General features: G+C 53.5%; 9 protein-coding genes, 6 tRNA genes and 9 rRNA genes (1 of these 24 cut by a window edge). 1 reads left to right on the top strand and 23 read right to left on the bottom strand.

Annotation, left to right across the window (positions count from 1 at the left end):
• Window positions 1-11: 11 nt before the first annotated feature.
• From JDW18_RS02685 to JDW18_RS02650, 8 genes are all read right to left on the bottom strand, one after another.
• Window positions 12-641 (bottom strand): MSMEG_1061 family FMN-dependent PPOX-type flavoprotein, encoded by a 630-nt coding sequence (locus JDW18_RS02685; RefSeq protein ID WP_218242214.1) that lies wholly within the window; start codon window positions 639-641, stop codon window positions 12-14.
• A complete protein-coding gene (locus tag JDW18_RS02680; RefSeq protein ID WP_218242213.1) occupies window positions 638-1,735 on the bottom strand; it encodes a DUF695 domain-containing protein in 1,098 nt (365 codons plus the stop codon). The genes JDW18_RS02685 and JDW18_RS02680 overlap by 4 nt, the downstream gene beginning before the upstream one ends.
• 123 nt (window positions 1,736-1,858) lie before the next feature.
• Window positions 1,859-3,043: an acetyl-CoA C-acyltransferase gene (locus JDW18_RS02675; RefSeq protein WP_218242212.1), complete on the bottom strand. Its 1,185-nt coding sequence runs from the start codon at window positions 3,041-3,043 to the stop codon at window positions 1,859-1,861.
• Between the two features lie 30 nt (window positions 3,044-3,073).
• Window positions 3,074-4,921, bottom strand: coding sequence for a bifunctional isocitrate dehydrogenase kinase/phosphatase (gene aceK / locus JDW18_RS02670; protein ID WP_218242211.1), 1,848 nt, complete (start codon window positions 4,919-4,921; stop codon window positions 3,074-3,076).
• A gap of 93 nt (window positions 4,922-5,014) precedes the next feature.
• Window positions 5,015-5,677, bottom strand: coding sequence for a carbonate dehydratase (can, locus tag JDW18_RS02665; protein ID WP_218242210.1), 663 nt, complete (start codon window positions 5,675-5,677; stop codon window positions 5,015-5,017).
• A 50-nt stretch (window positions 5,678-5,727) separates the two neighbouring features.
• Window positions 5,728-6,915 carry an isovaleryl-CoA dehydrogenase gene (locus JDW18_RS02660; protein WP_218242209.1) on the bottom strand — a complete coding sequence of 396 codons (1,188 nt, stop codon included), beginning with the start codon at window positions 6,913-6,915 and terminating at the stop codon, window positions 5,728-5,730.
• Between the two features lie 40 nt (window positions 6,916-6,955).
• Window positions 6,956-7,414 carry a PaaI family thioesterase gene (locus JDW18_RS02655; RefSeq protein ID WP_218242208.1) on the bottom strand — a complete coding sequence of 153 codons (459 nt, stop codon included), beginning with the start codon at window positions 7,412-7,414 and terminating at the stop codon, window positions 6,956-6,958.
• A gap of 52 nt (window positions 7,415-7,466) precedes the next feature.
• Window positions 7,467-7,868: a MerR family transcriptional regulator gene (locus tag JDW18_RS02650; RefSeq protein ID WP_218242207.1), complete on the bottom strand. Its 402-nt coding sequence runs from the start codon at window positions 7,866-7,868 to the stop codon at window positions 7,467-7,469.
• 122 nt (window positions 7,869-7,990) lie between these two features.
• Between JDW18_RS02650 and JDW18_RS02645 the strand changes: the two genes are divergently transcribed.
• Entirely contained in the window at window positions 7,991-9,070 is a 1,080-nt protein-coding gene (locus tag JDW18_RS02645) for an MBL fold metallo-hydrolase (protein ID WP_218242206.1), read from the top strand.
• Window positions 9,071-9,223: 153 nt separating this feature from the next.
• Here the strand turns inward: JDW18_RS02645 and rrf (JDW18_RS02640) are convergent.
• From rrf (JDW18_RS02640) to JDW18_RS02570, 15 genes are all read right to left on the bottom strand, one after another.
• Window positions 9,224-9,336, bottom strand: a 5S ribosomal RNA gene (gene rrf / locus JDW18_RS02640).
• A 172-nt stretch (window positions 9,337-9,508) separates the two neighbouring features.
• A 23S ribosomal RNA gene (locus JDW18_RS02635) occupies window positions 9,509-12,386 on the bottom strand.
• A gap of 421 nt (window positions 12,387-12,807) precedes the next feature.
• A tRNA-Ala gene (locus tag JDW18_RS02630) sits at window positions 12,808-12,883 on the bottom strand.
• A 28-nt stretch (window positions 12,884-12,911) separates the two neighbouring features.
• Window positions 12,912-12,988, bottom strand: a tRNA-Ile gene (locus tag JDW18_RS02625).
• 102 nt (window positions 12,989-13,090) lie between these two features.
• Window positions 13,091-14,625, bottom strand: a 16S ribosomal RNA gene (locus tag JDW18_RS02620).
• A gap of 349 nt (window positions 14,626-14,974) precedes the next feature.
• A 5S ribosomal RNA gene (gene rrf, locus JDW18_RS02615) occupies window positions 14,975-15,087 on the bottom strand.
• A 172-nt stretch (window positions 15,088-15,259) separates the two neighbouring features.
• A 23S ribosomal RNA gene (locus JDW18_RS02610) occupies window positions 15,260-18,137 on the bottom strand.
• 421 nt (window positions 18,138-18,558) lie between these two features.
• Window positions 18,559-18,634: transfer RNA gene (locus tag JDW18_RS02605), tRNA-Ala, on the bottom strand.
• Window positions 18,635-18,662: 28 nt separating this feature from the next.
• Window positions 18,663-18,739: transfer RNA gene (locus tag JDW18_RS02600), tRNA-Ile, on the bottom strand.
• A gap of 102 nt (window positions 18,740-18,841) precedes the next feature.
• Window positions 18,842-20,376 (bottom strand): 16S ribosomal RNA (locus tag JDW18_RS02595).
• Between the two features lie 349 nt (window positions 20,377-20,725).
• A 5S ribosomal RNA gene (rrf, locus tag JDW18_RS02590) occupies window positions 20,726-20,838 on the bottom strand.
• A gap of 172 nt (window positions 20,839-21,010) precedes the next feature.
• Window positions 21,011-23,888 (bottom strand): 23S ribosomal RNA (locus JDW18_RS02585).
• Between the two features lie 420 nt (window positions 23,889-24,308).
• Window positions 24,309-24,384, bottom strand: a tRNA-Ala gene (locus JDW18_RS02580).
• A gap of 29 nt (window positions 24,385-24,413) precedes the next feature.
• Window positions 24,414-24,490, bottom strand: a tRNA-Ile gene (locus tag JDW18_RS02575).
• A 102-nt stretch (window positions 24,491-24,592) separates the two neighbouring features.
• Window positions 24,593-24,604: ribosomal RNA gene (locus JDW18_RS02570) — 16S ribosomal RNA — on the bottom strand; it runs 1,523 nt beyond the window's last position.
• Together the 16S, 23S and 5S rRNA genes with 6 tRNA genes alongside form the textbook arrangement of a ribosomal RNA operon.

Raw genomic sequence — 24,604 nt, 5'->3', positions numbered from 1 at the left:
GCTGGCAGCTATTAATTTTGTTTGCCTTGCTCAGCCGCAATCACCGCGCCATAGCGGGCCATCATCAGCTCCTGCGACTCTGGCTCGCCCGTCATGCCCAGCTGCGACTGGATCATCTGGTTGAGCGTGGGCATGACCTTGCGCGGCACCTGGGCCTCGGCACTCCACAGGCGTGAGCGCATCAAGGCCTTGGCGCAGTGCAGATAGGCTTCCTGCACGTTCACCTCAATGACCAGCCTGGGGCGGAAATGGTCGCTGGCAAACAGCGCTGTGTAATGCGCCTCATCACGCAGCTGGGCCGTGCCGTTGACGCGCAGGGTTTCATCAAAGCCGGGCACAAAAAACAGCAGGCCCAGACGCGGGTCGTCAATCAGATTGCTCAGGCTGTCCAGCCGGTTGTTGCCGCCGGCATCGGGAATCAGCAGCGTCTGGGCATCGGGCGCCTTGACGAAACCGGGCTTGCCGCCTCGCGGCGAGGCATCGAGCAGGCTGCCGTTGGCGCCGCCTGTGGCCATGACCACAAACGGCGACAAGGCGATGAAACGCAGGCAGTAGCGATCCAGCTCCAGTTGCTGCTTGAGCAAGGCACGCTCTGCAGGCTCTGAATAAAGCTGGCGCAACTGTTCATGCGACTGGATCATGCGTCTTCGCCTCTGCGGTGAATCGCGCCGTACAGCGACAGATATTCATTCCAGGCGGGGTCAAAGCTCAGGTTCAGCTCGGCCTTGATGCCCTTGGCATGCTTGGCAGCAAGCTGCTGTGCCAGTTGCTGGGCGTGCGCCGGGTCGTCTACATAGAAAGCGGCCACGCGGCTGCTCATGTTCTCCACACGGGTGAAGACCAGAATGCCGCGCTGGTGGTGCGCCAGCTCGGTATCCAGCGCGTCCTGCACATCACGCACCTGATCCAGCTGTTCCTGGCTGTCGAAGGAAAGACGCCATTCCAGAAAGTAGGACAGATCGGCCCGCGTAGCCACGGCGTTGGCCGAGTCATGAAAACTCAGAATATCGGGCGGTGCGTCCTCATCGGTATCGCGGGCACGCACTTCCAGCGACAGCCAGCGGCTGTCCTGCTCCTGCGGATATTCGTAGGTGCGGCCCAGCGTCTGGCGCACAAACGCATCAAAAACCGCCGGGAACTCTGAGAGCTTCACTGGCCCGTTCAGGCCGTTTGTGATTTCTTCGACAAACTCCACCGGCCCCACGCGCACCGAGAAGTCCCACTCGCCCAGCACATGGTCGAGCATGATGAAGGACATATGCTGGGCATGGCCCATCATGTCCGAAGGGATGGGCTTGGCAAAGGCCAGCTCCAGCCCGGTGATGCCGCCTGCGTCGTAATAGCCCACCAGCACGTCGGAGCTGGTCAGCTCAAAGTCTTCCATGCGCATGCCAAAGTCCGCACCCAGCGTGCGACTGCGGTAGGCCTGCACGGTGAAGTTCTGCAGTTGGGGGGCGTTGCGCACCAGCACCTGAGCGTTTTCGAACTCTGCCGTGTTGCCATGGGCCGAGATCACCAGCTTGGAGCCAGCTTCCTTCGCCACGCCTTCCAGCTCTATCGACAGGCCCGGCGCATAGTTGTGCAGCAGCTCGTTGGCTTCCATTACAAAGCCTTGCCCATCCAGAGTTTGCAGCTGGGGCAGTTGCCGGGAAAACTCCCGCCAGAATGTCTCGGCCTGCGGGTCACTCAGGGGAACCACGGTCTGGCCGTCGTCTTGGTCAATGTCTGCGCTCATGAAGGGCTCTCGCTAGATGGCCGCCTGCGGGCCAGGCCAGCCGTTGAACATGACTTCAATGTATCGCAAGCCGGTGACAGCTTTTGGCAACTCTCACCGGTCTGGCCCACATTGCGCAAACGTTCAGATCAGCTCCACCGCCATGGCTGTTGCCTCGCCGCCGCCGATGCACAGCGTCGCCAGGCCTTTCTTCTTGCCACGGGTTTTGAGCGCGTGCAGCAGCGTCACCAGAATGCGGGCGCCGCTGGCACCAATGGGGTGGCCCAGTGCACAGGCGCCGCCGTTCACATTGACCTTATCGTGCGGCACTTTCAGGTCCGCCATCAGCGCCATGGGCACCACGGCAAAGGCTTCGTTGATTTCCCACAGGTCCACGTCCTCCACCTTCCAGCCCGCCTTCTTCAGTGCCTTTTCAGTGGCGCCGACGGGGGCCGTCGTGAACCACTCGGGCGCTTGCGCAAAAGTGGCGTGCGAGACGATGCGCGCCAGCGGCTTGCAGCCCAGTTGCTTGGCGGTGGATTCACGCATCAGCACCATGGCGGCGGCGCCGTCGTTGATGCTGGAGCTGGAAGCGGCGGTGATGGTGCCATCCTTCTTGAACGCGGGCTTGAGGCTGGTGATCTTGTCCAGCTTGGCCTTGGCCGGGCCTTCGTCCACGCTCACGGTCACATCGCCCTTCCGGGTCTTGACGGTGACGGGGGTGATTTCAGCGTCGAACGCACCGCTCTTGGCGGCTTCCTGCGCGCGCTGCACGCTGGCAATGGCAAAGGCGTCCTGCGCCTCGCGGGTGAACTGGTACTTGGCTGCGCAGTCTTCACCAAAGGTGCCCATGGAGCGGCCTGGTTCGTAGGCGTCTTCCAAACCGTCGAGCATCATGTGGTCAAAAATCTTGTCGTGACCCATGCGGTAGCCGCCGCGCCCCTTCTTCAGCAGATAAGGCGCATTGGTCATGCTTTCCATGCCGCCCGCAATCATCACCTCGCGGCTGCCGGCAATCAGCTGGTCGTGGGCCAGGATGGTGGCCTCCATGCCAGCGCCGCACATTTTTGACAGGGTGACTGCGCCCGTGGATTGCGGCAGCCCGCCCTTGAAGCCCGCCTGACGCGCAGGCGCCTGGCCCTGGCCCGCCATCAGGCAGTTGCCAAACAGTACTTCCTCCACCAACTCGGGCTTGATGCCTGCACGCTCTACGGCAGCCTGAATGGCTGCGCCGCCCAGGTCATGGGCTGCGAGGTCGGAAAAATCGCCTTGGAATGCGCCCATGGGCGTGCGGGCTGCGCTGACGATGACGACGGGATCTTGATGCATGGTGTGTCTCCTGAAGGAATAAATGCCGGCTCAGGCCGGGCTATGAGTAAAAGCGTTGCAAGTCTGTGTCTGCAGCCCCTCGTCGCCCGCATGCAGAAAGCGGCTGCGCTCGTAGGGGAAGACGTCGATGATCTGGCCATCACGAATGCGGCCCTGATGGCCGCGCCAGAAGTCGGCCTCCAGCAGGTCGGCGTGATGGCGCATGAAGATGTCGCGCACGGCAGGGTGGCCCAGCAGAAATGGGCCAAAGGTTTCCGGGAAAACATCGCCGGGAGAGACGGAATACCAGATCTCGCCCGACATCTCCTCTTCCTCATTGCGCGGCTCGGGCACGTTGCGGAAGTTGCAGTCTGTCAGGTACTCAATTTCGTCATAGTCATAGAAGACCACTTTGCCGCCGCGTGTGACGCCAAAGTTCTTCCACAGCATGTCCCCCGGAAAGATGTTGGTGGCCACCAGATCCTTGATGGCATTGCCATATTCCAGAATGGCCCGCTCCATGGCGGCGCGGCGCTCCGGCTTGGTATCGGCGTCCGCCAGGCATTCCATCAGAAACAGGTTCAGTGGCACCAGTCGCCGCTCGATGTAGAGGTGACTGATGATGACTTCCACCTGCCCGTCTCCATCGCGGTCGCTGATCTCGATCTGCTCGGGTGCCTGCGCCTGCAACTCGGCCAGTAGTTCATCGCTGAAGCGGTCTTTGGGAAAGGCCACCAGGCTGTATTCCATGGTGTCTGCCATGCGCCCGCCACGGTCATGCCGTTTGACCAGTTGGTACTTGGCTTTGACCTGAGAGCGCGTGACGTTCTTGCTGCTGGCGATGCGGTCCTTGATGAGCTTGAAGACGTAGGGGAAGCTGGGCAGGTCAAACACCAGCATGACCAGCCCCTTGATGCCAGGGGCAATGCGCAACTGGTCGCTGGAATGGCGCAGATGGTGCAGAAAATCTCGGTAAAACAACGTCTTGCCCTGCTTGGCCAGCCCCAGCGCGTTATAGATCTCGGCCTTGGGCTTGCGCGGCATGAGGCTGTGCAAAAAGCCCACATAGGCGCTGGGCACCTCCATATGCACCATGAAATAGGCGCGGGCGAAGCTGAACAGCGCATGCAGATCGTCTTCGCCAAACAGGGCGGCGTGCAGAATGAGCTGCCCCTGCGCGCCATGCAGGATGGGAATGGCCAGCGGCAACTCGGTATAGCCGGTGATGAGCTTGCCCACCAGATAGGCGCCCTTGTTGCGATAGAACAGGCTGGAGAGCACCTGTATCTGGAAATTGGGCCGCAGCGTCAGGCCTGCCAGCCTGCTGCGAATGCGCTCGGCCAGCAGGTGCACATCACGCGCCAGGTCTTCAAACGCGCATTCAAGCTGCAATTGCTCAAACAAGGCCTGCAGACTGTCCTCAAGCTGGGCCAGCGTGCCGGGGTAATAGGCGCGATAGGTGGGTATGGCACCGGCCTGCGTGTTTTCCAGATACTCGGTGCTGACAGCGGGCCGCACAAAGATGAAGTCGTTCTGGAAGTGCGTGCGGTGCAGAATTTTGGTGGTGACCGAGTTGAAGAAGGTCTCAGCCAGCTCGGGCTGCAGATGGTCCACCATCAAGCCGATGTAGTGCAGCTTGACCTGCTGCCACACCGCCATGCTTTGCTGGCTGGCGGAAAACTCATCTTCCAGCCGCTGAATGCAGGCACGCACCTGCAAATCGTAGAACTCTATGCGTTCGCGCTGGGCTTGCTGCTGGCCCTGCCAGTCCATGGCCTCAAAGCGCTGCTTGGCGCGGGCCGCTTCTGCACTGAACATGCGGTAGTGCAGATTGAAGCCATGCATCAAGGCCTGTGCAATGGCATAGGCCTGCGGGGCGTCCAGTCGTTGCGGAAACATGGCGGGCCAGTCGCTCCAGATAAGTGAGCAGTGCTCACATGTGGAATAAGCGCTAGAGGCTTAAAACCTTCATGAAAGCACTGCAAGCAGCGATCAGTCACGCTTGCGCGTTGCGACCTTTTCGACAGCCAGGTTGTAGGTTTCTTCCAGACCTGCCACATCGGGCAGAGTCATCTCCAGATTGGTGATGTGGCCGTTCTTGAGGCTGTAGCACCAGCCGTGCAGCGTAACCTTCTGGCCACGCGCCCAGGCGTCCTGCATCACGGTGGACTGCGCCACGTTGACCACCTGCTCGATGGCGTTCAGCTCGCACAGCGCATCGTGGCGGAACTGGGTGGAAATGCCTTCCAGCAGTTTGACGTGCTTGTCGCGCACATCGCGCACGTGACGGGTCCAGTTATCCACCAGACCCAGACGCAGGTTGTTCAGCGCGGCATACACACCGCCGCAGCCGTAGTGACCGACCACCATCAGGTGCTCGATCTTCAGGTGGTCAACCGAGTACTGGATGGTGGACAGGCAGTTCAGATCGCTGGGCACCACCACATTGGCCACGTTACGGTGCACAAACACTTCACCAGGTTCCAGACCGGTGATCTGGTTGGCGGGAACGCGGCTGTCCGAACAGCCGATCCACATGTATTTGGGCTTTTGCTGCGCCATCAGTCCGGTAAAGAAACCAGGACGATCACGCTCCATCTGGTCTGCCCATTCACGGTTATGGACAAACAGGTCTTCGATGGAGGTCGTTGTCATGAAGCTATCCTTTTTTGTGGTGGTTGAAGGATGGCGCAGCCCCTGCTTCATCAGCAGGTTTCAGCAAACAATTCGCGCCCGATCAACATGCGACGAATTTCGCTGGTGCCAGCACCAATCTCGTAGAGTTTCGCATCTCGCCACAGGCGGCCGAGCGGATACTCGTTGATATACCCATTGCCGCCATAGATTTGTACACCTTCGCCAGCCATCCAGGTTGCCTTCTCGGCACACCACAGAATGACGCTGGCGCAGTCTTTACGAACCTGGCGAACATGGTCAGTTCCCAGCAGATCGAGATTTTTAGCCACCGTATAGGCGAAAGATCGGCCCGCTTGCAGCACGGTGTACATATCAGCCACCTTGCCTTGGATGAGCTGAAACTCACCAATGCTCTGGCCAAACTGCTTGCGATCGTGGATATAGGGAACGACGTTATCCATCACTGACTGCATGATGCCCAGCGGCCCGCCAGTCAGCACGGCGCGCTCGTAATCAAGGCCGCTCATCAGCACCTTGGCACCGTTATTCAGGCCACCCAGAATGTTTTCGGCAGGCACTTCCACGTTCTGAAAGACCAGTTCTCCCGTGTGACTGCCGCGCATTCCCAGCTTGTCGAGCTTTTGGGCAATGGAAAAACCCTTCATGCCCTTCTCGATCAGAAAGGCTGTTATGCCACGCGCGCCCATTTCCGGCTCGCTCTTGGCATAGACCACCAGCGTGTCGGCGTCCGGGCCGTTGGTAATCCACATCTTGCTGCCGTTGAGCAGGTAATAACCACCCTTGTCTTCCGCCTTGAGCTTCATGCTGATGACGTCGGAGCCAGCGCCAGGCTCGCTCATGGCCAGCGCGCCCACATGTTCGCCGCTGATGAGCTTGGGCAGGTACTTGGCCTTCTGGGCTTCATTGCCGTTGCGATTGATCTGATTCACGCACAGATTGCTGTGTGCGCCATAGGACAGACCTACGGAAGCGCTAGCACGCGAGATTTCTTCCATCGCGACCATATGGGCCAGATAGCCCATATCGGCTCCGCCGTACTGCTCAGACACCGTGATGCCCAGCACGCCCAGGTCACCAAACTTGCGCCACAGGTCCATGGGGAACTGGTCATTGCGATCGATCTCAGCCGCACGCGGAGCAATCTCGCTCTGGGCAAACTCACGCACTGCATCACGCAGAGCATCGATATCTTCTCCAAGCTGGAAATTCAGTCCGGGCAGGTTGGCAAGGCTCATGGTTGTCTCCTTCAGGTATGTATGAGTCGGTGCAAATACGTCAGTTGTTCAGTCCATCTCTGTCGCGCAGACACATCAGTGTGCAGCCCATGGTGGCAATCAGCTTTTCCTGGCCGTTGTCGATGGCATAGGCACGCCCCTCGGTCACCACAATCGTGCGCCCGGGCTTGATGACGCGACCTTCCATGCGAAACCGCTGGCCTTTTGCCGGTGCCAGCAGATTGATCTTGAATTCAATGGTGAGCACTGCGGCATCGGCAGGCATCTGGGTAAGACCCGCATAGCCACAGGCAGAGTCCAGCGCCGTCGAAACCATGCCTGCATGCAGAAAACCGTGCTGCTGCGTCAGGCCTTGCGCCCAGTCCAGGCAGATATCCACAGCCCCCAGCTCCACGCGCGTCAACTGGGCTCCCAGAGTCTGCATTGCGCCTTGTTTGGCAAAGCTCTGCTGAACACGAGCCACAAAATCAGTCGATTGCGGTACAGAGCCAGTTTGCATGGACAAGTCTCCAGAAGAAGTTCAGCCAAATTGACGTTTACGTAAACGTCAATTATGCGTTATTTTTCGGATCAGACTTCTTGAGTAGCTGACGCGCTTCTTTCTCCTGCTCCCGCACTTCATCCAAGGTCGCCTGCAAGTCCGCCATCTGAGACTCCAGTTGCTTGCGATGCACTGCCAGCACATCCAGAAATTTACGCAATTGCACACCGGTATCTCTGGGGCTGTCGTACAGATCAATGATTTCCTTGGCTTCAGACAGCGAAAGACCCAGCCGCTTGGCTCTCAGCGTCAGCCGCAGTCTTGCCCGATCTCTGGGTGAATAGACGCGGTTACGCCCGCCCGCGCCAGATCGCTCTGGCTGCAGCAAGCCCATATCCTCATAAAAGCGAATGGCCCGCGTCGTGAGGTCAAACTCCTTGGCCAGATCGCTGATGGTGTAGCTGTTAGACATAGTTCTATCAGGCGAATGAGCGCATCGCACAAGTGACTGCGAGGCATGGCTCACTCTCTAAAATACGGTTTGAAATTAGTGACGTTTACGTTAACGTCAATGCTAAACGATATAGGCCGCTCATGACCCATCCCCAAGAATCAGCTCTCCACTATCCGCTTGGCGATCAATTGCCCGCCGCCGGCCAGTGCCTGAGCATCGCCGATGGCATCAAGTGGATTCGCATGTCCCTGCCTTTTGCGCTGGACCATATCAATCTCTGGCTGCTACGCGACCATCAGGAAGATATGCATGGCCAGATCGTTGAAGGATGGACAGTCGTTGACTGCTGCGTCAACCGTCCAGAGGCACGCCAGCAGTGGGAACAGATCTTTGCCTCCGAACTCGAAGGCCTGCCCATCTTGCGAATCATCGTCACCCACATGCACCCAGACCATATAGGCCTGGCAGGCTGGCTTTGCGAACACTGGAAAGCCCCGCTCTGGATCAGCGCCACGGATTACAACACTGCCCGCGTCGCCATAAAGGACAGAGATGGCTTTGGCGGAGAATCCGGCTCTGAGTTCTATAGCCTGCATGGGCAGCCGGAAGGCGACTTCCTCAAACATGTGCGCGGTCGCGGCAGCTATTACTCCTCACTGGTAGCCCAGATTCCAGAAACCTACCGCCGCATCATGGATGGCTCCGCCATCATCATCGGTGGCCGCAACTGGACATGCATCGCAGGCTATGGCCATGCACCGGAGCACATGGCTCTGTACTGTGCGGAAACGAATATCCTCATCAGCGGCGATATGGTCCTTCCCCGCATATCCGCCAATGTCAGCGTTCATTCCTCAGAACCTGAGGCCAACCCGCTGCAACTGTTTCTGGATTCACTCAGACGCTATCTGGAGCTTCCGCAGGACTGCTACGTTCTGCCCTCGCACGGCAAACCCTTCACCGGCTTGCACCAAAGAGTCCATCAACTGATTGAACATCACGAGGCAAGACTCCAGGACATCATGCAGGCTGCCCAGACCCAGAACCTGAGCGCGACCGACATTCTGCCCACTCTGTTCAAGCGACAACTGGATGCCCACCAGATGACATTTGCCATGGGCGAAGCCCCGGCCCATCTTCACTACCTGTGGTTCTCCCAGAAACTCATGCGCAGGCTTGATGAAAACGGCGTGCTGCGCTTTCAACTCCATAGAGCATGAACAAAAAAGAGAGCGCCTAGCGCTCTCTTTTTTTAGGTATCCGGTATTTATCAGCCTCAGATCATTCCCTGACCTGCGCCAGGCGCTCCCACTTTTGAAGCACCCAATAAAAAACCCCGTAGCCTTTCGACTACGGGGTTTCTCTCTGTAAGAGCCCGACGATGACCTACTTTCACACGGGAACCCGCACTATCATCGGCGCAAAGTCGTTTCACTGTCCTGTTCGGGATGGGAAGGAGTGGTACCAACTTGCTATGGTCATCAGGCATAAACTTTTTGTCAGATTAATCGGCTGCCATTAACTTCTTAATGACTTCCCTCTCAATCCAACGAATTCATAGAGTCTCAATCAGCTTTTCGATTGCGCCTTTTCGGCATAACTTGAATGTCCGTCTCCAGATCATTCAGTCTTAAATTCTGAGCTAAACCCAAAGTTATAGGGTCAAGCCGCACGGGCAATTAGTATTGGTTAGCTTAACGCATTACTGCGCTTCCACACCCAACCTATCAACGTCGTGGTCTACAACGACCCTTCAGGGGGCTCAAGGCCCCGGCAGATCTCATCTTGAAACGAGTTTCCCGCTTAGATGCTTTCAGCGGTTATCTCTTCCACACTTAGCTACCCTGCGATGCCACTGGCGTGACAACAGGTACACCAGAGGTGTGTCCACTCCGGTCCTCTCGTACTAGGAGCAGGCTTCCTCAAATCTGCAGCGCCCACGGAAGATAGGGACCAAACTGTCTCACGACGTTTTAAACCCAGCTCACGTACCTCTTTAAATGGCGAACAGCCATACCCTTGGGACCGACTACAGCCCCAGGATGAGATGAGCCGACATCGAGGTGCCAAACACCGCCGTCGATATGAACTCTTGGGCGGTATCAGCCTGTTATCCCCAGAGTACCTTTTATCCGTTGAGCGATGGCCCTTCCATACAGAACCACCGGATCACTATGTCCTGCTTTCGCATCTGCTCGACTTGTCAGTCTCGCAGTTAAGCACGCTTATGCCATTGCACTATCGTCACGATGTCCGACCGTAACTAGCGTACCTTCGAACTCCTCCGTTACGCTTTGGGAGGAGACCGCCCCAGTCAAACTGCCTACCATGCACTGTCCCCGATCCAGATAATGGACCTAGGTTAGAACCTCAAACGCACCAGGGTGGTATTTCAACGTTGGCTCCATGCGATCTAGCGACCGCACTTCAAAGCCTCCCACCTATCCTACACAGATCCGTTCAAAGTCCAATACAAAGCTACAGTAAAGGTTCATGGGGTCTTTCCGTCTTTCCGCGGGGAGATTGCATCATCACAAACATTTCAACTTCGCTGAGTCTCAGGAGGAGACAGTGTGGCCATCGTTACGCCATTCGTGCAGGTCGGAACTTACCCGACAAGGAATTTCGCTACCTTAGGACCGTTATAGTTACGGCCGCCGTTTACTGGGACTTCAATCAAGAGCTTGCACCCCATCATTTAATCTTCCAGCACCGGGCAGGCGTCACACCCTATACGTCCACTTTCGTGTTTGCAGAGTGCTGTGTTTTTATTAAACAGTCGCAGCCACCAATTTTTTGCAACCCCTTTGAGCTCCATTTGTACAACTTCACTTACTTGGGGTACACCTTCTCCCGAAGTTACGGTGTCAATTTGCCGAGTTCCTTCTCCTGAGTTCTCTCAAGCGCCTTAGAATACTCATCTCGCGCACCAGTGTCGGTTTGCGGTACGGTCGTATGTAGCTGAAGCTTAGTGGCTTTTCCTGGAAGCAGGGTATCACTCACTTCGTGTGCAAGCACACTCGTTATCACCCCTCATCTAAGCCTGGCGGATTTGCCTACCAGGCACGACTACAGGCTTGAACCAACATATCCAACAGTTGGCTGAGCTAACCTTCTCCGTCCCCACATCGCACTACATATCGGTACAGGAATATTGACCTGTTTCCCATCAGCTACGCATCTCTGCCTCGCCTTAGGGGCCGACTTACCCTACGCCGATGAACGTTGCGTAGGAAACCTTGCGCTTACGGCGAGGGGGCTTTTCACCCCCTTTAACGCTACTCATGTCAGCATTCGCACTTCTGATACCTCCAGCATCCGTTACCAGACACCTTCACAGGCTTACAGAACGCTCTCCTACCACGTGCAATAAATTGCACATCCGCAGCTTCGGTAACTGGCTTAGCCCCGTTACATCTTCCGCGCAGGACGACTCGATCAGTGAGCTATTACGCTTTCTTTAAATGATGGCTGCTTCTAAGCCAACATCCTGACTGTTTTAGCCTTCCCACTTCGTTTCCCACTTAGCCAATTTTAGGGACCTTAGCTGGCGGTCTGGGTTGTTTCCCTCTTGAGTCCGGACGTTAGCACCCGGTGCTCTGTCTCCCAAGCTGTACTCGTCGGTATTCGGAGTTTGCATAGGTTTGGTAAGTCGCCATGACCCCCTAGCCTAAACAGTGCTCTACCCCCGACGGTAATACTTGAGGCACTACCTAAATAGTTTTCGGAGAGAACCAGCTATTTCCAAGTTTGTTTAGCCTTTCACCCCTATCCACAGCTCATCCCCTAATTTTGCAACATTAGTGGGTTCGGACCTCCAGTACCTGTTACGGCACCTTCATCCTGGCCATGGATAGATCACTTGGTTTCGGGTCTACACCCAGCGACTAGTCGCCCTATTCGGACTCGATTTCTCTTCGCCTCCCCTATTCGGTTAAGCTTGCCACTGAATGTAAGTCGCTGACCCATTATACAAAAGGTACGCCGTCACCCCTAAGGGCTCCGACTTTTTGTAAGCATACGGTTTCAGGATCTATTTCACTCCCCTCCCGGGGTTCTTTTCGCCTTTCCCTCACGGTACTGGTTCACTATCGGTCGATGATGAGTATTTAGCCTTGGAGGATGGTCCCCCCATATTCAGACAGGGTTTCTCGTGCCCCGCCCTACTTGTCTGCAGCCTAGTACCACCGATCGGTTTTCACATACGGGACTATCACCCACTATGGTCGGCCTTTCCATGCCGTTTTGTTAACCGGTCGACTATCACTGCAAGGCTCTTCCGAATTCGCTCGCCACTACTATCGGAATCTCGGTTGATGTCTTTTCCTCTGGGTACTTAGATGTTTCAGTTCTCCAGGTTCGCTTCGCATACCTATGTATTCAGTATGCGATACCTCTTGCGAGGTGGGTTCCCCCATTCAGAAATCTCCGGATCAAAGTTTATTTGCCAACTCCCCGAAGCTTATCGCAGGCTATCACGTCTTTCGTCGCCTATCATCGCCAAGGCATCCACCATATGCTCTTAGTCACTTGACCCTATAACTTTGGACTCTCTTGCGAGAATCTAAGCTCTAGATTTCAAAGACTGGTGAGGTCTTGCACCTCACGCGTTATGCCGTAATGTGAATATCTTTGGCTGCATCTTTCAATGCAGCTTAGAGAATATTCGTCATTACTAGATAAATTTGCATTCGCAAAATATCTGTTTTGACGCAATCAAAAAGTTGCTGATGGCACGGTGCACAAACCTTGATTTATGCTTTCCACCAGCAACGCTGATTTCGACTCTATGAATTTTTAAAGAACAGCCTATTGATCAAAGATCAATATAAAATCAGTCTGATGCAGACTGCTTTTATATTGAATTTTGTTTTTTCGCTTCCACTCTGCTTTTGCTCCGCTTGCGCTTCACATCTGCTGAGCCAACGATTATAGCACCTTCCGGCGCCATCTTTTTTGGTGGAGGATGACGGGATCGAACCGACGACCCCCTGCTTGCAAAGCAGGTGCTCTCCCAGCTGAGCTAATCCCCCGGGATCCTCGAACCAGACATTGGAATCTTGGTGGGTCTAGTTGGGCTCGAACCAACGACCCCTGCGTTATCAACACAGTGCTCTAACCAGCTGAGCTACAGACCCATTCCACTCCTGGCCATCATCGATTTCTCGACTTCAACCAGACTTGGCTTGTTCCAACAACCGATAAGTGTGGACGTTCAATTTTAAGCAGCGTTTTTCCAGAAAGGAGGTGATCCAGCCGCACCTTCCGATACGGCTACCTTGTTACGACTTCACCCCAGTCACGAACCCCGCCGTGGTAAGCGCCCTCCTTGCGGTTAGGCTACCTACTTCTGGCGAGACCCGCTCCCATGGTGTGACGGGCGGTGTGTACAAGACCCGGGAACGTATTCACCGTGACATTCTGATCCACGATTACTAGCGATTCCGACTTCACGCAGTCGAGTTGCAGACTGCGATCCGGACTACGACTGGCTTTATGGGATTAGCTCCCCCTCGCGGGTTGGCAACCCTTTGTACCAGCCATTGTATGACGTGTGTAGCCCCACCTATAAGGGCCATGAGGACTTGACGTCATCCCCACCTTCCTCCGGTTTGTCACCGGCAGTCCCATTAGAGTGCTCAACTGAATGTAGCAACTAATGGCAAGGGTTGCGCTCGTTGCGGGACTTAACCCAACATCTCACGACACGAGCTGACGACAGCCATGCAGCACCTGTGTTACGGCTCTCTTTCGAGCACGAATCCATCTCTGGAAACTTCCGTACATGTCAAAGGTGGGTAAGGTTTTTCGCGTTGCATCGAATTAAACCACATCATCCACCGCTTGTGCGGGTCCCCGTCAATTCCTTTGAGTTTCAACCTTGCGGCCGTACTCCCCAGGCGGTCAACTTCACGCGTTAGCTTCGTTACTGAGTCAGTTAAGACCCAACAACCAGTTGACATCGTTTAGGGCGTGGACTACCAGGGTATCTAATCCTGTTTGCTCCCCACGCTTTCGTGCATGAGCGTCAGTGCAGGCCCAGGGGATTGCCTTCGCCATCGGTGTTCCTCCGCATATCTACGCATTTCACTGCTACACGCGGAATTCCATCCCCCTCTGCCGCACTCTAGCCTTGCAGTCACAATGGCAGTTCCCAGGTTGAGCCCGGGGATTTCACCACTGTCTTACAAAACCGCCTGCGCACGCTTTACGCCCAGTAATTCCGATTAACGCTTGCACCCTACGTATTACCGCGGCTGCTGGCACGTAGTTAGCCGGTGCTTATTCTTACGGTACCGTCATGACCCGAGGATATTAGCCTCAGGCTTTTCGTTCCGTACAAAAGCAGTTTACAACCCGAGGGCCTTCATCCTGCACGCGGCATTGCTGGATCAGGCTTTCGCCCATTGTCCAAAATTCCCCACTGCTGCCTCCCGTAGGAGTCTGGGCCGTGTCTCAGTCCCAGTGTGGCTGGTCGTCCTCTCAGACCAGCTACAGATCGCAGGCTTGGTAAGCCTTTACCCCACCAACTACCTAATCTGCCATCAGCCGCTCTAGTAGCACAAGGCCCGAAGGTCCCCTGCTTTCATCCGTAGATCTCATGCGGTATTAGCCACTCTTTCGAGTAGTTATCCCCCACTACTAGGCACGTTCCGATGTATTACTCACCCGTTCGCCACTCGCCACCAGACCGAAGTCCGTGCTGCCGTTCGACTTGCATGTGTAAAGCATGCCGCCAGCGTTCAATCTGAGCCAGGATCAAACTCTATAGTTCGATCTTGAATTTAAAGTCTTTCGACTGCTCATTCACTTGACGGAAATCAGAAGATAAATCTTCTTCATTACTGTTTTTGTGAACGTTTGATAACTCCGAAGAGTTTGTTCCGTAGAACTGGCTGCTTGCCACCAAACGCCCACGCTTATCGGCTGTATTTTTTTAAGGATCTGAATTCAAAAACCGGCAAAACCGATTCAGATTTCTTGCTTTGCTGTGATCAGCGAAGCCTTAGATTTTAGCACAGTTTTCACTGCACTTTTAAAACGTTTTTGCGTTTTCTTCTCACCCCTCTTTTTGAAGAGAGAGAAGAAAACGCCTGGCGTGAGCCAGGCGTTTTGGCGTAAGAGCCTGACGATGACCTACTTTCACACGGGAACCCGCACTATCATCGGCGCAAAGTCGTTTCACTGTCCTGTTCGGGATGGGAAGGAGTGGTACCAACTTGCTATGGTCATCAGGCATAAACTTTTTGTCAGATTAATCGGCTGCCATTAACTTCTTAATGACTTCCCTCTCAATCCAACGAATTCATAGAGTCTCAATCAGCTTTTCGATTGCGCCTTTTCGGCATAACTTGAATGTCCGTCTCCAGATCATTCAGTCTTAAATTCTGAGCTAAACCCAAAGTTATAGGGTCAAGCCGCACGGGCAATTAGTATTGGTTAGCTTAACGCATTACTGCGCTTCCACACCCAACCTATCAACGTCGTGGTCTACAACGACCCTTCAGGGGGCTCAAGGCCCCGGCAGATCTCATCTTGAAACGAGTTTCCCGCTTAGATGCTTTCAGCGGTTATCTCTTCCACACTTAGCTACCCTGCGATGCCACTGGCGTGACAACAGGTACACCAGAGGTGTGTCCACTCCGGTCCTCTCGTACTAGGAGCAGGCTTCCTCAAATCTGCAGCGCCCACGGAAGATAGGGACCAAACTGTCTCACGACGTTTTAAACCCAGCTCACGTACCTCTTTAAATGGCGAACAGCCATACCCTTGGGACCGACTACAGCCCCAGGATGAGATGAGCCGACATCGAGGTGCCAAACACCGCCGTCGATATGAACTCTTGGGCGGTATCAGCCTGTTATCCCCAGAGTACCTTTTATCCGTTGAGCGATGGCCCTTCCATACAGAACCACCGGATCACTATGTCCTGCTTTCGCATCTGCTCGACTTGTCAGTCTCGCAGTTAAGCACGCTTATGCCATTGCACTATCGTCACGATGTCCGACCGTAACTAGCGTACCTTCGAACTCCTCCGTTACGCTTTGGGAGGAGACCGCCCCAGTCAAACTGCCTACCATGCACTGTCCCCGATCCAGATAATGGACCTAGGTTAGAACCTCAAACGCACCAGGGTGGTATTTCAACGTTGGCTCCATGCGATCTAGCGACCGCACTTCAAAGCCTCCCACCTATCCTACACAGATCCGTTCAAAGTCCAATACAAAGCTACAGTAAAGGTTCATGGGGTCTTTCCGTCTTTCCGCGGGGAGATTGCATCATCACAAACATTTCAACTTCGCTGAGTCTCAGGAGGAGACAGTGTGGCCATCGTTACGCCATTCGTGCAGGTCGGAACTTACCCGACAAGGAATTTCGCTACCTTAGGACCGTTATAGTTACGGCCGCCGTTTACTGGGACTTCAATCAAGAGCTTGCACCCCATCATTTAATCTTCCAGCACCGGGCAGGCGTCACACCCTATACGTCCACTTTCGTGTTTGCAGAGTGCTGTGTTTTTATTAAACAGTCGCAGCCACCAATTTTTTGCAACCCCTTTGAGCTCCATTTGTACAACTTCACTTACTTGGGGTACACCTTCTCCCGAAGTTACGGTGTCAATTTGCCGAGTTCCTTCTCCTGAGTTCTCTCAAGCGCCTTAGAATACTCATCTCGCGCACCAGTGTCGGTTTGCGGTACGGTCGTATGTAGCTGAAGCTTAGTGGCTTTTCCTGGAAGCAGGGTATCACTCACTTCGTGTGCAAGCACACTCGTTATCACCCCTCATCTAAGCCTGGCGGATTTGCCTACCAGGCACGACTACAGGCTTGAACCAACATATCCAACAGTTGGCTGAGCTAACCTTCTCCGTCCCCACATCGCACTACATATCGGTACAGGAATATTGACCTGTTTCCCATCAGCTACGCATCTCTGCCTCGCCTTAGGGGCCGACTTACCCTACGCCGATGAACGTTGCGTAGGAAACCTTGCGCTTACGGCGAGGGGGCTTTTCACCCCCTTTAACGCTACTCATGTCAGCATTCGCACTTCTGATACCTCCAGCATCCGTTACCAGACACCTTCACAGGCTTACAGAACGCTCTCCTACCACGTGCAATAAATTGCACATCCGCAGCTTCGGTAACTGGCTTAGCCCCGTTACATCTTCCGCGCAGGACGACTCGATCAGTGAGCTATTACGCTTTCTTTAAATGATGGCTGCTTCTAAGCCAACATCCTGACTGTTTTAGCCTTCCCACTTCGTTTCCCACTTAGCCAATTTTAGGGACCTTAGCTGGCGGTCTGGGTTGTTTCCCTCTTGAGTCCGGACGTTAGCACCCGGTGCTCTGTCTCCCAAGCTGTACTCGTCGGTATTCGGAGTTTGCATAGGTTTGGTAAGTCGCCATGACCCCCTAGCCTAAACAGTGCTCTACCCCCGACGGTAATACTTGAGGCACTACCTAAATAGTTTTCGGAGAGAACCAGCTATTTCCAAGTTTGTTTAGCCTTTCACCCCTATCCACAGCTCATCCCCTAATTTTGCAACATTAGTGGGTTCGGACCTCCAGTACCTGTTACGGCACCTTCATCCTGGCCATGGATAGATCACTTGGTTTCGGGTCTACACCCAGCGACTAGTCGCCCTATTCGGACTCGATTTCTCTTCGCCTCCCCTATTCGGTTAAGCTTGCCACTGAATGTAAGTCGCTGACCCATTATACAAAAGGTACGCCGTCACCCCTAAGGGCTCCGACTTTTTGTAAGCATACGGTTTCAGGATCTATTTCACTCCCCTCCCGGGGTTCTTTTCGCCTTTCCCTCACGGTACTGGTTCACTATCGGTCGATGATGAGTATTTAGCCTTGGAGGATGGTCCCCCCATATTCAGACAGGGTTTCTCGTGCCCCGCCCTACTTGTCTGCAGCCTAGTACCACCGATCGGTTTTCACATACGGGACTATCACCCACTATGGTCGGCCTTTCCATGCCGTTTTGTTAACCGGTCGACTATCACTGCAAGGCTCTTCCGAATTCGCTCGCCACTACTATCGGAATCTCGGTTGATGTCTTTTCCTCTGGGTACTTAGATGTTTCAGTTCTCCAGGTTCGCTTCGCATACCTATGTATTCAGTATGCGATACCTCTTGCGAGGTGGGTTCCCCCATTCAGAAATCTCCGGATCAAAGTTTATTTGCCAACTCCCCGAAGCTTATCGCAGGCTATCACGTCTTTCGTCGCCTATCATCGCCAAGGCATCCACCATATGCTCTTAGTCACTTGACCCTATAACTTTGGACTCTCTTGCGAGAATCTAAGCTCTAGATTTCAAAGACTGGTGAGGTCTTGCACCTCACGCGTTATGCCGTAATGTGAATATCTTTGGCTGCATCTTTCAATGCAGCTTAGAGAATATTCGTCATTACTAGATAAATTTGCATTCGCAAAATATCTGTTTTGACGCAATCAAAAAGTTGCTGATGGCACGGTGCACAAACCTTGATTTATGCTTTCCACCAGCAACGCTGATTTCGACTCTATGAATTTTTAAAGAACAGCCTATTGATCAAAGATCAATATAAAATCAGTCTGATGCAGACTGCTTTTATATTGAATTTTGTTTTTTCGCTTCCACTCTGCTTTTGCTCCGCTTGCGCTTCACATCTGCTGAGCCAACGATTATAGCACCTTCCGGCGCCATCTTTTTTGGTGGAGGATGACGGGATCGAACCGACGACCCCCTGCTTGCAAAGCAGGTGCTCTCCCAGCTGAGCTAATCCCCCGGGATCCTCGAACCAGACATTGGAATCTTGGTGGGTCTAGTTGGGCTCGAACCAACGACCCCTGCGTTATCAACACAGTGCTCTAACCAGCTGAGCTACAGACCCATTCCACTCCTGGCCATCATCGATTTCTCGACTTCAACCAGACTTGGCTTGTTCCAACAACCGATAAGTGTGGACGTTCAATTTTAAGCAGCGTTTTTCCAGAAAGGAGGTGATCCAGCCGCACCTTCCGATACGGCTACCTTGTTACGACTTCACCCCAGTCACGAACCCCGCCGTGGTAAGCGCCCTCCTTGCGGTTAGGCTACCTACTTCTGGCGAGACCCGCTCCCATGGTGTGACGGGCGGTGTGTACAAGACCCGGGAACGTATTCACCGTGACATTCTGATCCACGATTACTAGCGATTCCGACTTCACGCAGTCGAGTTGCAGACTGCGATCCGGACTACGACTGGCTTTATGGGATTAGCTCCCCCTCGCGGGTTGGCAACCCTTTGTACCAGCCATTGTATGACGTGTGTAGCCCCACCTATAAGGGCCATGAGGACTTGACGTCATCCCCACCTTCCTCCGGTTTGTCACCGGCAGTCCCATTAGAGTGCTCAACTGAATGTAGCAACTAATGGCAAGGGTTGCGCTCGTTGCGGGACTTAACCCAACATCTCACGACACGAGCTGACGACAGCCATGCAGCACCTGTGTTACGGCTCTCTTTCGAGCACGAATCCATCTCTGGAAACTTCCGTACATGTCAAAGGTGGGTAAGGTTTTTCGCGTTGCATCGAATTAAACCACATCATCCACCGCTTGTGCGGGTCCCCGTCAATTCCTTTGAGTTTCAACCTTGCGGCCGTACTCCCCAGGCGGTCAACTTCACGCGTTAGCTTCGTTACTGAGTCAGTTAAGACCCAACAACCAGTTGACATCGTTTAGGGCGTGGACTACCAGGGTATCTAATCCTGTTTGCTCCCCACGCTTTCGTGCATGAGCGTCAGTGCAGGCCCAGGGGATTGCCTTCGCCATCGGTGTTCCTCCGCATATCTACGCATTTCACTGCTACACGCGGAATTCCATCCCCCTCTGCCGCACTCTAGCCTTGCAGTCACAATGGCAGTTCCCAGGTTGAGCCCGGGGATTTCACCACTGTCTTACAAAACCGCCTGCGCACGCTTTACGCCCAGTAATTCCGATTAACGCTTGCACCCTACGTATTACCGCGGCTGCTGGCACGTAGTTAGCCGGTGCTTATTCTTACGGTACCGTCATGACCCGAGGATATTAGCCTCAGGCTTTTCGTTCCGTACAAAAGCAGTTTACAACCCGAGGGCCTTCATCCTGCACGCGGCATTGCTGGATCAGGCTTTCGCCCATTGTCCAAAATTCCCCACTGCTGCCTCCCGTAGGAGTCTGGGCCGTGTCTCAGTCCCAGTGTGGCTGGTCGTCCTCTCAGACCAGCTACAGATCGCAGGCTTGGTAAGCCTTTACCCCACCAACTACCTAATCTGCCATCAGCCGCTCTAGTAGCACAAGGCCCGAAGGTCCCCTGCTTTCATCCGTAGATCTCATGCGGTATTAGCCACTCTTTCGAGTAGTTATCCCCCACTACTAGGCACGTTCCGATGTATTACTCACCCGTTCGCCACTCGCCACCAGACCGAAGTCCGTGCTGCCGTTCGACTTGCATGTGTAAAGCATGCCGCCAGCGTTCAATCTGAGCCAGGATCAAACTCTATAGTTCGATCTTGAATTTAAAGTCTTTCGACTGCTCATTCACTTGACGGAAATCAGAAGATAAATCTTCTTCATTACTGTTTTTGTGAACGTTTGATAACTCCGAAGAGTTTGTTCCGTAGAACTGGCTGCTTGCCACCAAACGCCCACGCTTATCGGCTGTATTTTTTTAAGGATCTGAATTCAAAAACCGGTAAAACCGATTCAAATTTCTTGCTTTGCTGCGATCAGCGAAGCCTTAGATTTTAGCACAGTTTTCACTGCACTTTTAAAACGTTTTTGCGTTTTCTTCTCACCCCTCTTTTTGAAGAGAGAGAAGAAAACGCCTGGCGTGAGCCAGGCGTTTTGGCGTAAGAGCCTGACGATGACCTACTTTCACACGGGAACCCGCACTATCATCGGCGCAAAGTCGTTTCACTGTCCTGTTCGGGATGGGAAGGAGTGGTACCAACTTGCTATGGTCATCAGGCATAAACTTTTTGTCAGATTAATCGGCTGCCATTAACTTCTTAATGACTTCCCTCTCAATCCAACGAATTCATAGAGTCTCAATCAGCTTTTCGATTGCGCCTTTTCGGCATAACTTGAATGTCCGTCTCCAGATCATTCAGTCTTAAATTCTGAGCTAAACCCAAAGTTATAGGGTCAAGCCGCACGGGCAATTAGTATTGGTTAGCTTAACGCATTACTGCGCTTCCACACCCAACCTATCAACGTCGTGGTCTACAACGACCCTTCAGGGGGCTCAAGGCCCCGGCAGATCTCATCTTGAAACGAGTTTCCCGCTTAGATGCTTTCAGCGGTTATCTCTTCCACACTTAGCTACCCTGCGATGCCACTGGCGTGACAACAGGTACACCAGAGGTGTGTCCACTCCGGTCCTCTCGTACTAGGAGCAGGCTTCCTCAAATCTGCAGCGCCCACGGAAGATAGGGACCAAACTGTCTCACGACGTTTTAAACCCAGCTCACGTACCTCTTTAAATGGCGAACAGCCATACCCTTGGGACCGACTACAGCCCCAGGATGAGATGAGCCGACATCGAGGTGCCAAACACCGCCGTCGATATGAACTCTTGGGCGGTATCAGCCTGTTATCCCCAGAGTACCTTTTATCCGTTGAGCGATGGCCCTTCCATACAGAACCACCGGATCACTATGTCCTGCTTTCGCATCTGCTCGACTTGTCAGTCTCGCAGTTAAGCACGCTTATGCCATTGCACTATCGTCACGATGTCCGACCGTAACTAGCGTACCTTCGAACTCCTCCGTTACGCTTTGGGAGGAGACCGCCCCAGTCAAACTGCCTACCATGCACTGTCCCCGATCCAGATAATGGACCTAGGTTAGAACCTCAAACGCACCAGGGTGGTATTTCAACGTTGGCTCCATGCGATCTAGCGACCGCACTTCAAAGCCTCCCACCTATCCTACACAGATCCGTTCAAAGTCCAATACAAAGCTACAGTAAAGGTTCATGGGGTCTTTCCGTCTTTCCGCGGGGAGATTGCATCATCACAAACATTTCAACTTCGCTGAGTCTCAGGAGGAGACAGTGTGGCCATCGTTACGCCATTCGTGCAGGTCGGAACTTACCCGACAAGGAATTTCGCTACCTTAGGACCGTTATAGTTACGGCCGCCGTTTACTGGGACTTCAATCAAGAGCTTGCACCCCATCATTTAATCTTCCAGCACCGGGCAGGCGTCACACCCTATACGTCCACTTTCGTGTTTGCAGAGTGCTGTGTTTTTATTAAACAGTCGCAGCCACCAATTTTTTGCAACCCCTTTGAGCTCCATTTGTACAACTTCACTTACTTGGGGTACACCTTCTCCCGAAGTTACGGTGTCAATTTGCCGAGTTCCTTCTCCTGAGTTCTCTCAAGCGCCTTAGAATACTCATCTCGCGCACCAGTGTCGGTTTGCGGTACGGTCGTATGTAGCTGAAGCTTAGTGGCTTTTCCTGGAAGCAGGGTATCACTCACTTCGTGTGCAAGCACACTCGTTATCACCCCTCATCTAAGCCTGGCGGATTTGCCTACCAGGCACGACTACAGGCTTGAACCAACATATCCAACAGTTGGCTGAGCTAACCTTCTCCGTCCCCACATCGCACTACATATCGGTACAGGAATATTGACCTGTTTCCCATCAGCTACGCATCTCTGCCTCGCCTTAGGGGCCGACTTACCCTACGCCGATGAACGTTGCGTAGGAAACCTTGCGCTTACGGCGAGGGGGCTTTTCACCCCCTTTAACGCTACTCATGTCAGCATTCGCACTTCTGATACCTCCAGCATCCGTTACCAGACACCTTCACAGGCTTACAGAACGCTCTCCTACCACGTGCAATAAATTGCACATCCGCAGCTTCGGTAACTGGCTTAGCCCCGTTACATCTTCCGCGCAGGACGACTCGATCAGTGAGCTATTACGCTTTCTTTAAATGATGGCTGCTTCTAAGCCAACATCCTGACTGTTTTAGCCTTCCCACTTCGTTTCCCACTTAGCCAATTTTAGGGACCTTAGCTGGCGGTCTGGGTTGTTTCCCTCTTGAGTCCGGACGTTAGCACCCGGTGCTCTGTCTCCCAAGCTGTACTCGTCGGTATTCGGAGTTTGCATAGGTTTGGTAAGTCGCCATGACCCCCTAGCCTAAACAGTGCTCTACCCCCGACGGTAATACTTGAGGCACTACCTAAATAGTTTTCGGAGAGAACCAGCTATTTCCAAGTTTGTTTAGCCTTTCACCCCTATCCACAGCTCATCCCCTAATTTTGCAACATTAGTGGGTTCGGACCTCCAGTACCTGTTACGGCACCTTCATCCTGGCCATGGATAGATCACTTGGTTTCGGGTCTACACCCAGCGACTAGTCGCCCTATTCGGACTCGATTTCTCTTCGCCTCCCCTATTCGGTTAAGCTTGCCACTGAATGTAAGTCGCTGACCCATTATACAAAAGGTACGCCGTCACCCCTAAGGGCTCCGACTTTTTGTAAGCATACGGTTTCAGGATCTATTTCACTCCCCTCCCGGGGTTCTTTTCGCCTTTCCCTCACGGTACTGGTTCACTATCGGTCGATGATGAGTATTTAGCCTTGGAGGATGGTCCCCCCATATTCAGACAGGGTTTCTCGTGCCCCGCCCTACTTGTCTGCAGCCTAGTACCACCGATCGGTTTTCACATACGGGACTATCACCCACTATGGTCGGCCTTTCCATGCCGTTTTGTTAACCGGTCGACTATCACTGCAAGGCTCTTCCGAATTCGCTCGCCACTACTATCGGAATCTCGGTTGATGTCTTTTCCTCTGGGTACTTAGATGTTTCAGTTCTCCAGGTTCGCTTCGCATACCTATGTATTCAGTATGCGATACCTCTTGCGAGGTGGGTTCCCCCATTCAGAAATCTCCGGATCAAAGTTTATTTGCCAACTCCCCGAAGCTTATCGCAGGCTATCACGTCTTTCGTCGCCTATCATCGCCAAGGCATCCACCATATGCTCTTAGTCACTTGACCCTATAACTTTGGACTCTCTTGCGAGAATCTAAGCTCTAGATTTCAAAGACTGGTGAGGTCTTGCACCTCACGCGTTATGCCGTAATGTGAATATCTTTGGCTGCATCTTTCAATGCAGCTTAGAGAATATTCGTCATTACTAGATAAATTTGCATTCGCAAAATATCTGTTTTGACGCAATCAAAAAGTTGCTGATGGCACGGTGCACAAACCTTGATTTATGCTTTCCACCAGCAACGCTGATTTCGACTCTATGAATTTTTAAAGAACAGCCTATTGATCAAAGATCAATATAAAAGCAGTCTGCTTCAGACTGCTTTTATATTGAATTTGGTTTTTCGCTTTTACTCTGCTTTTGATCCGCTTGCGCTTCACATCTGCTGAGCCAACGATTATAGCACCTTCCGGCGCCATCTTTTTTGGTGGAGGATGACGGGATCGAACCGACGACCCCCTGCTTGCAAAGCAGGTGCTCTCCCAGCTGAGCTAATCCCCCGGGATCCTCGAACCAGACATTGGAATCTTTGGTGGGTCTAGTTGGGCTCGAACCAACGACCCCTGCGTTATCAACACAGTGCTCTAACCAGCTGAGCTACAGACCCATTCCATTCCTGGCCATCATCGATTTCTCGATTTCAACCAGACTTGGCTTGTTCCAACAACCGATAAGTGTGGACGTTCAATTTTAAGCAGCGTTTTTCCAGAAAGGAGGTGAT

It is taken from the genome of Comamonas fluminis, from assembly GCF_019186805.1.
GTDB classification, from domain to species: Bacteria; Pseudomonadota; Gammaproteobacteria; order Burkholderiales; family Burkholderiaceae_C; genus Comamonas; species Comamonas fluminis.
This window is presented reverse-complemented; position numbering and strand designations above follow the sequence as displayed.

Excerpts from the sequence above, each read along its gene's own strand:
- JDW18_RS02685 (WP_218242214.1), bottom strand. The coding sequence starts at position 641 with ATGATCCAGTCGCATGAACAGTTGCGCCAGCTTTATTCAGAGCCTGCA.
- JDW18_RS02680 (WP_218242213.1), bottom strand. The coding sequence starts at position 1,735 with ATGAGCGCAGACATTGACCAAGACGACGGCCAGACCGTGGTTCCCCTG.
- JDW18_RS02675 (WP_218242212.1), bottom strand. The coding sequence starts at position 3,043 with ATGCATCAAGATCCCGTCGTCATCGTCAGCGCAGCCCGCACGCCCATG.
- aceK (WP_218242211.1), bottom strand. The coding sequence starts at position 4,921 with ATGTTTCCGCAACGACTGGACGCCCCGCAGGCCTATGCCATTGCACAG.
- can (WP_218242210.1), bottom strand. The coding sequence starts at position 5,677 with ATGACAACGACCTCCATCGAAGACCTGTTTGTCCATAACCGTGAATGG.
- JDW18_RS02660 (WP_218242209.1), bottom strand. The coding sequence starts at position 6,915 with ATGAGCCTTGCCAACCTGCCCGGACTGAATTTCCAGCTTGGAGAAGAT.
- JDW18_RS02655 (WP_218242208.1), bottom strand. The coding sequence starts at position 7,414 with ATGCAAACTGGCTCTGTACCGCAATCGACTGATTTTGTGGCTCGTGTT.
- JDW18_RS02650 (WP_218242207.1), bottom strand. The coding sequence starts at position 7,868 with ATGTCTAACAGCTACACCATCAGCGATCTGGCCAAGGAGTTTGACCTC.
- JDW18_RS02645 (WP_218242206.1), top strand. The coding sequence starts at position 7,991 with ATGACCCATCCCCAAGAATCAGCTCTCCACTATCCGCTTGGCGATCAA.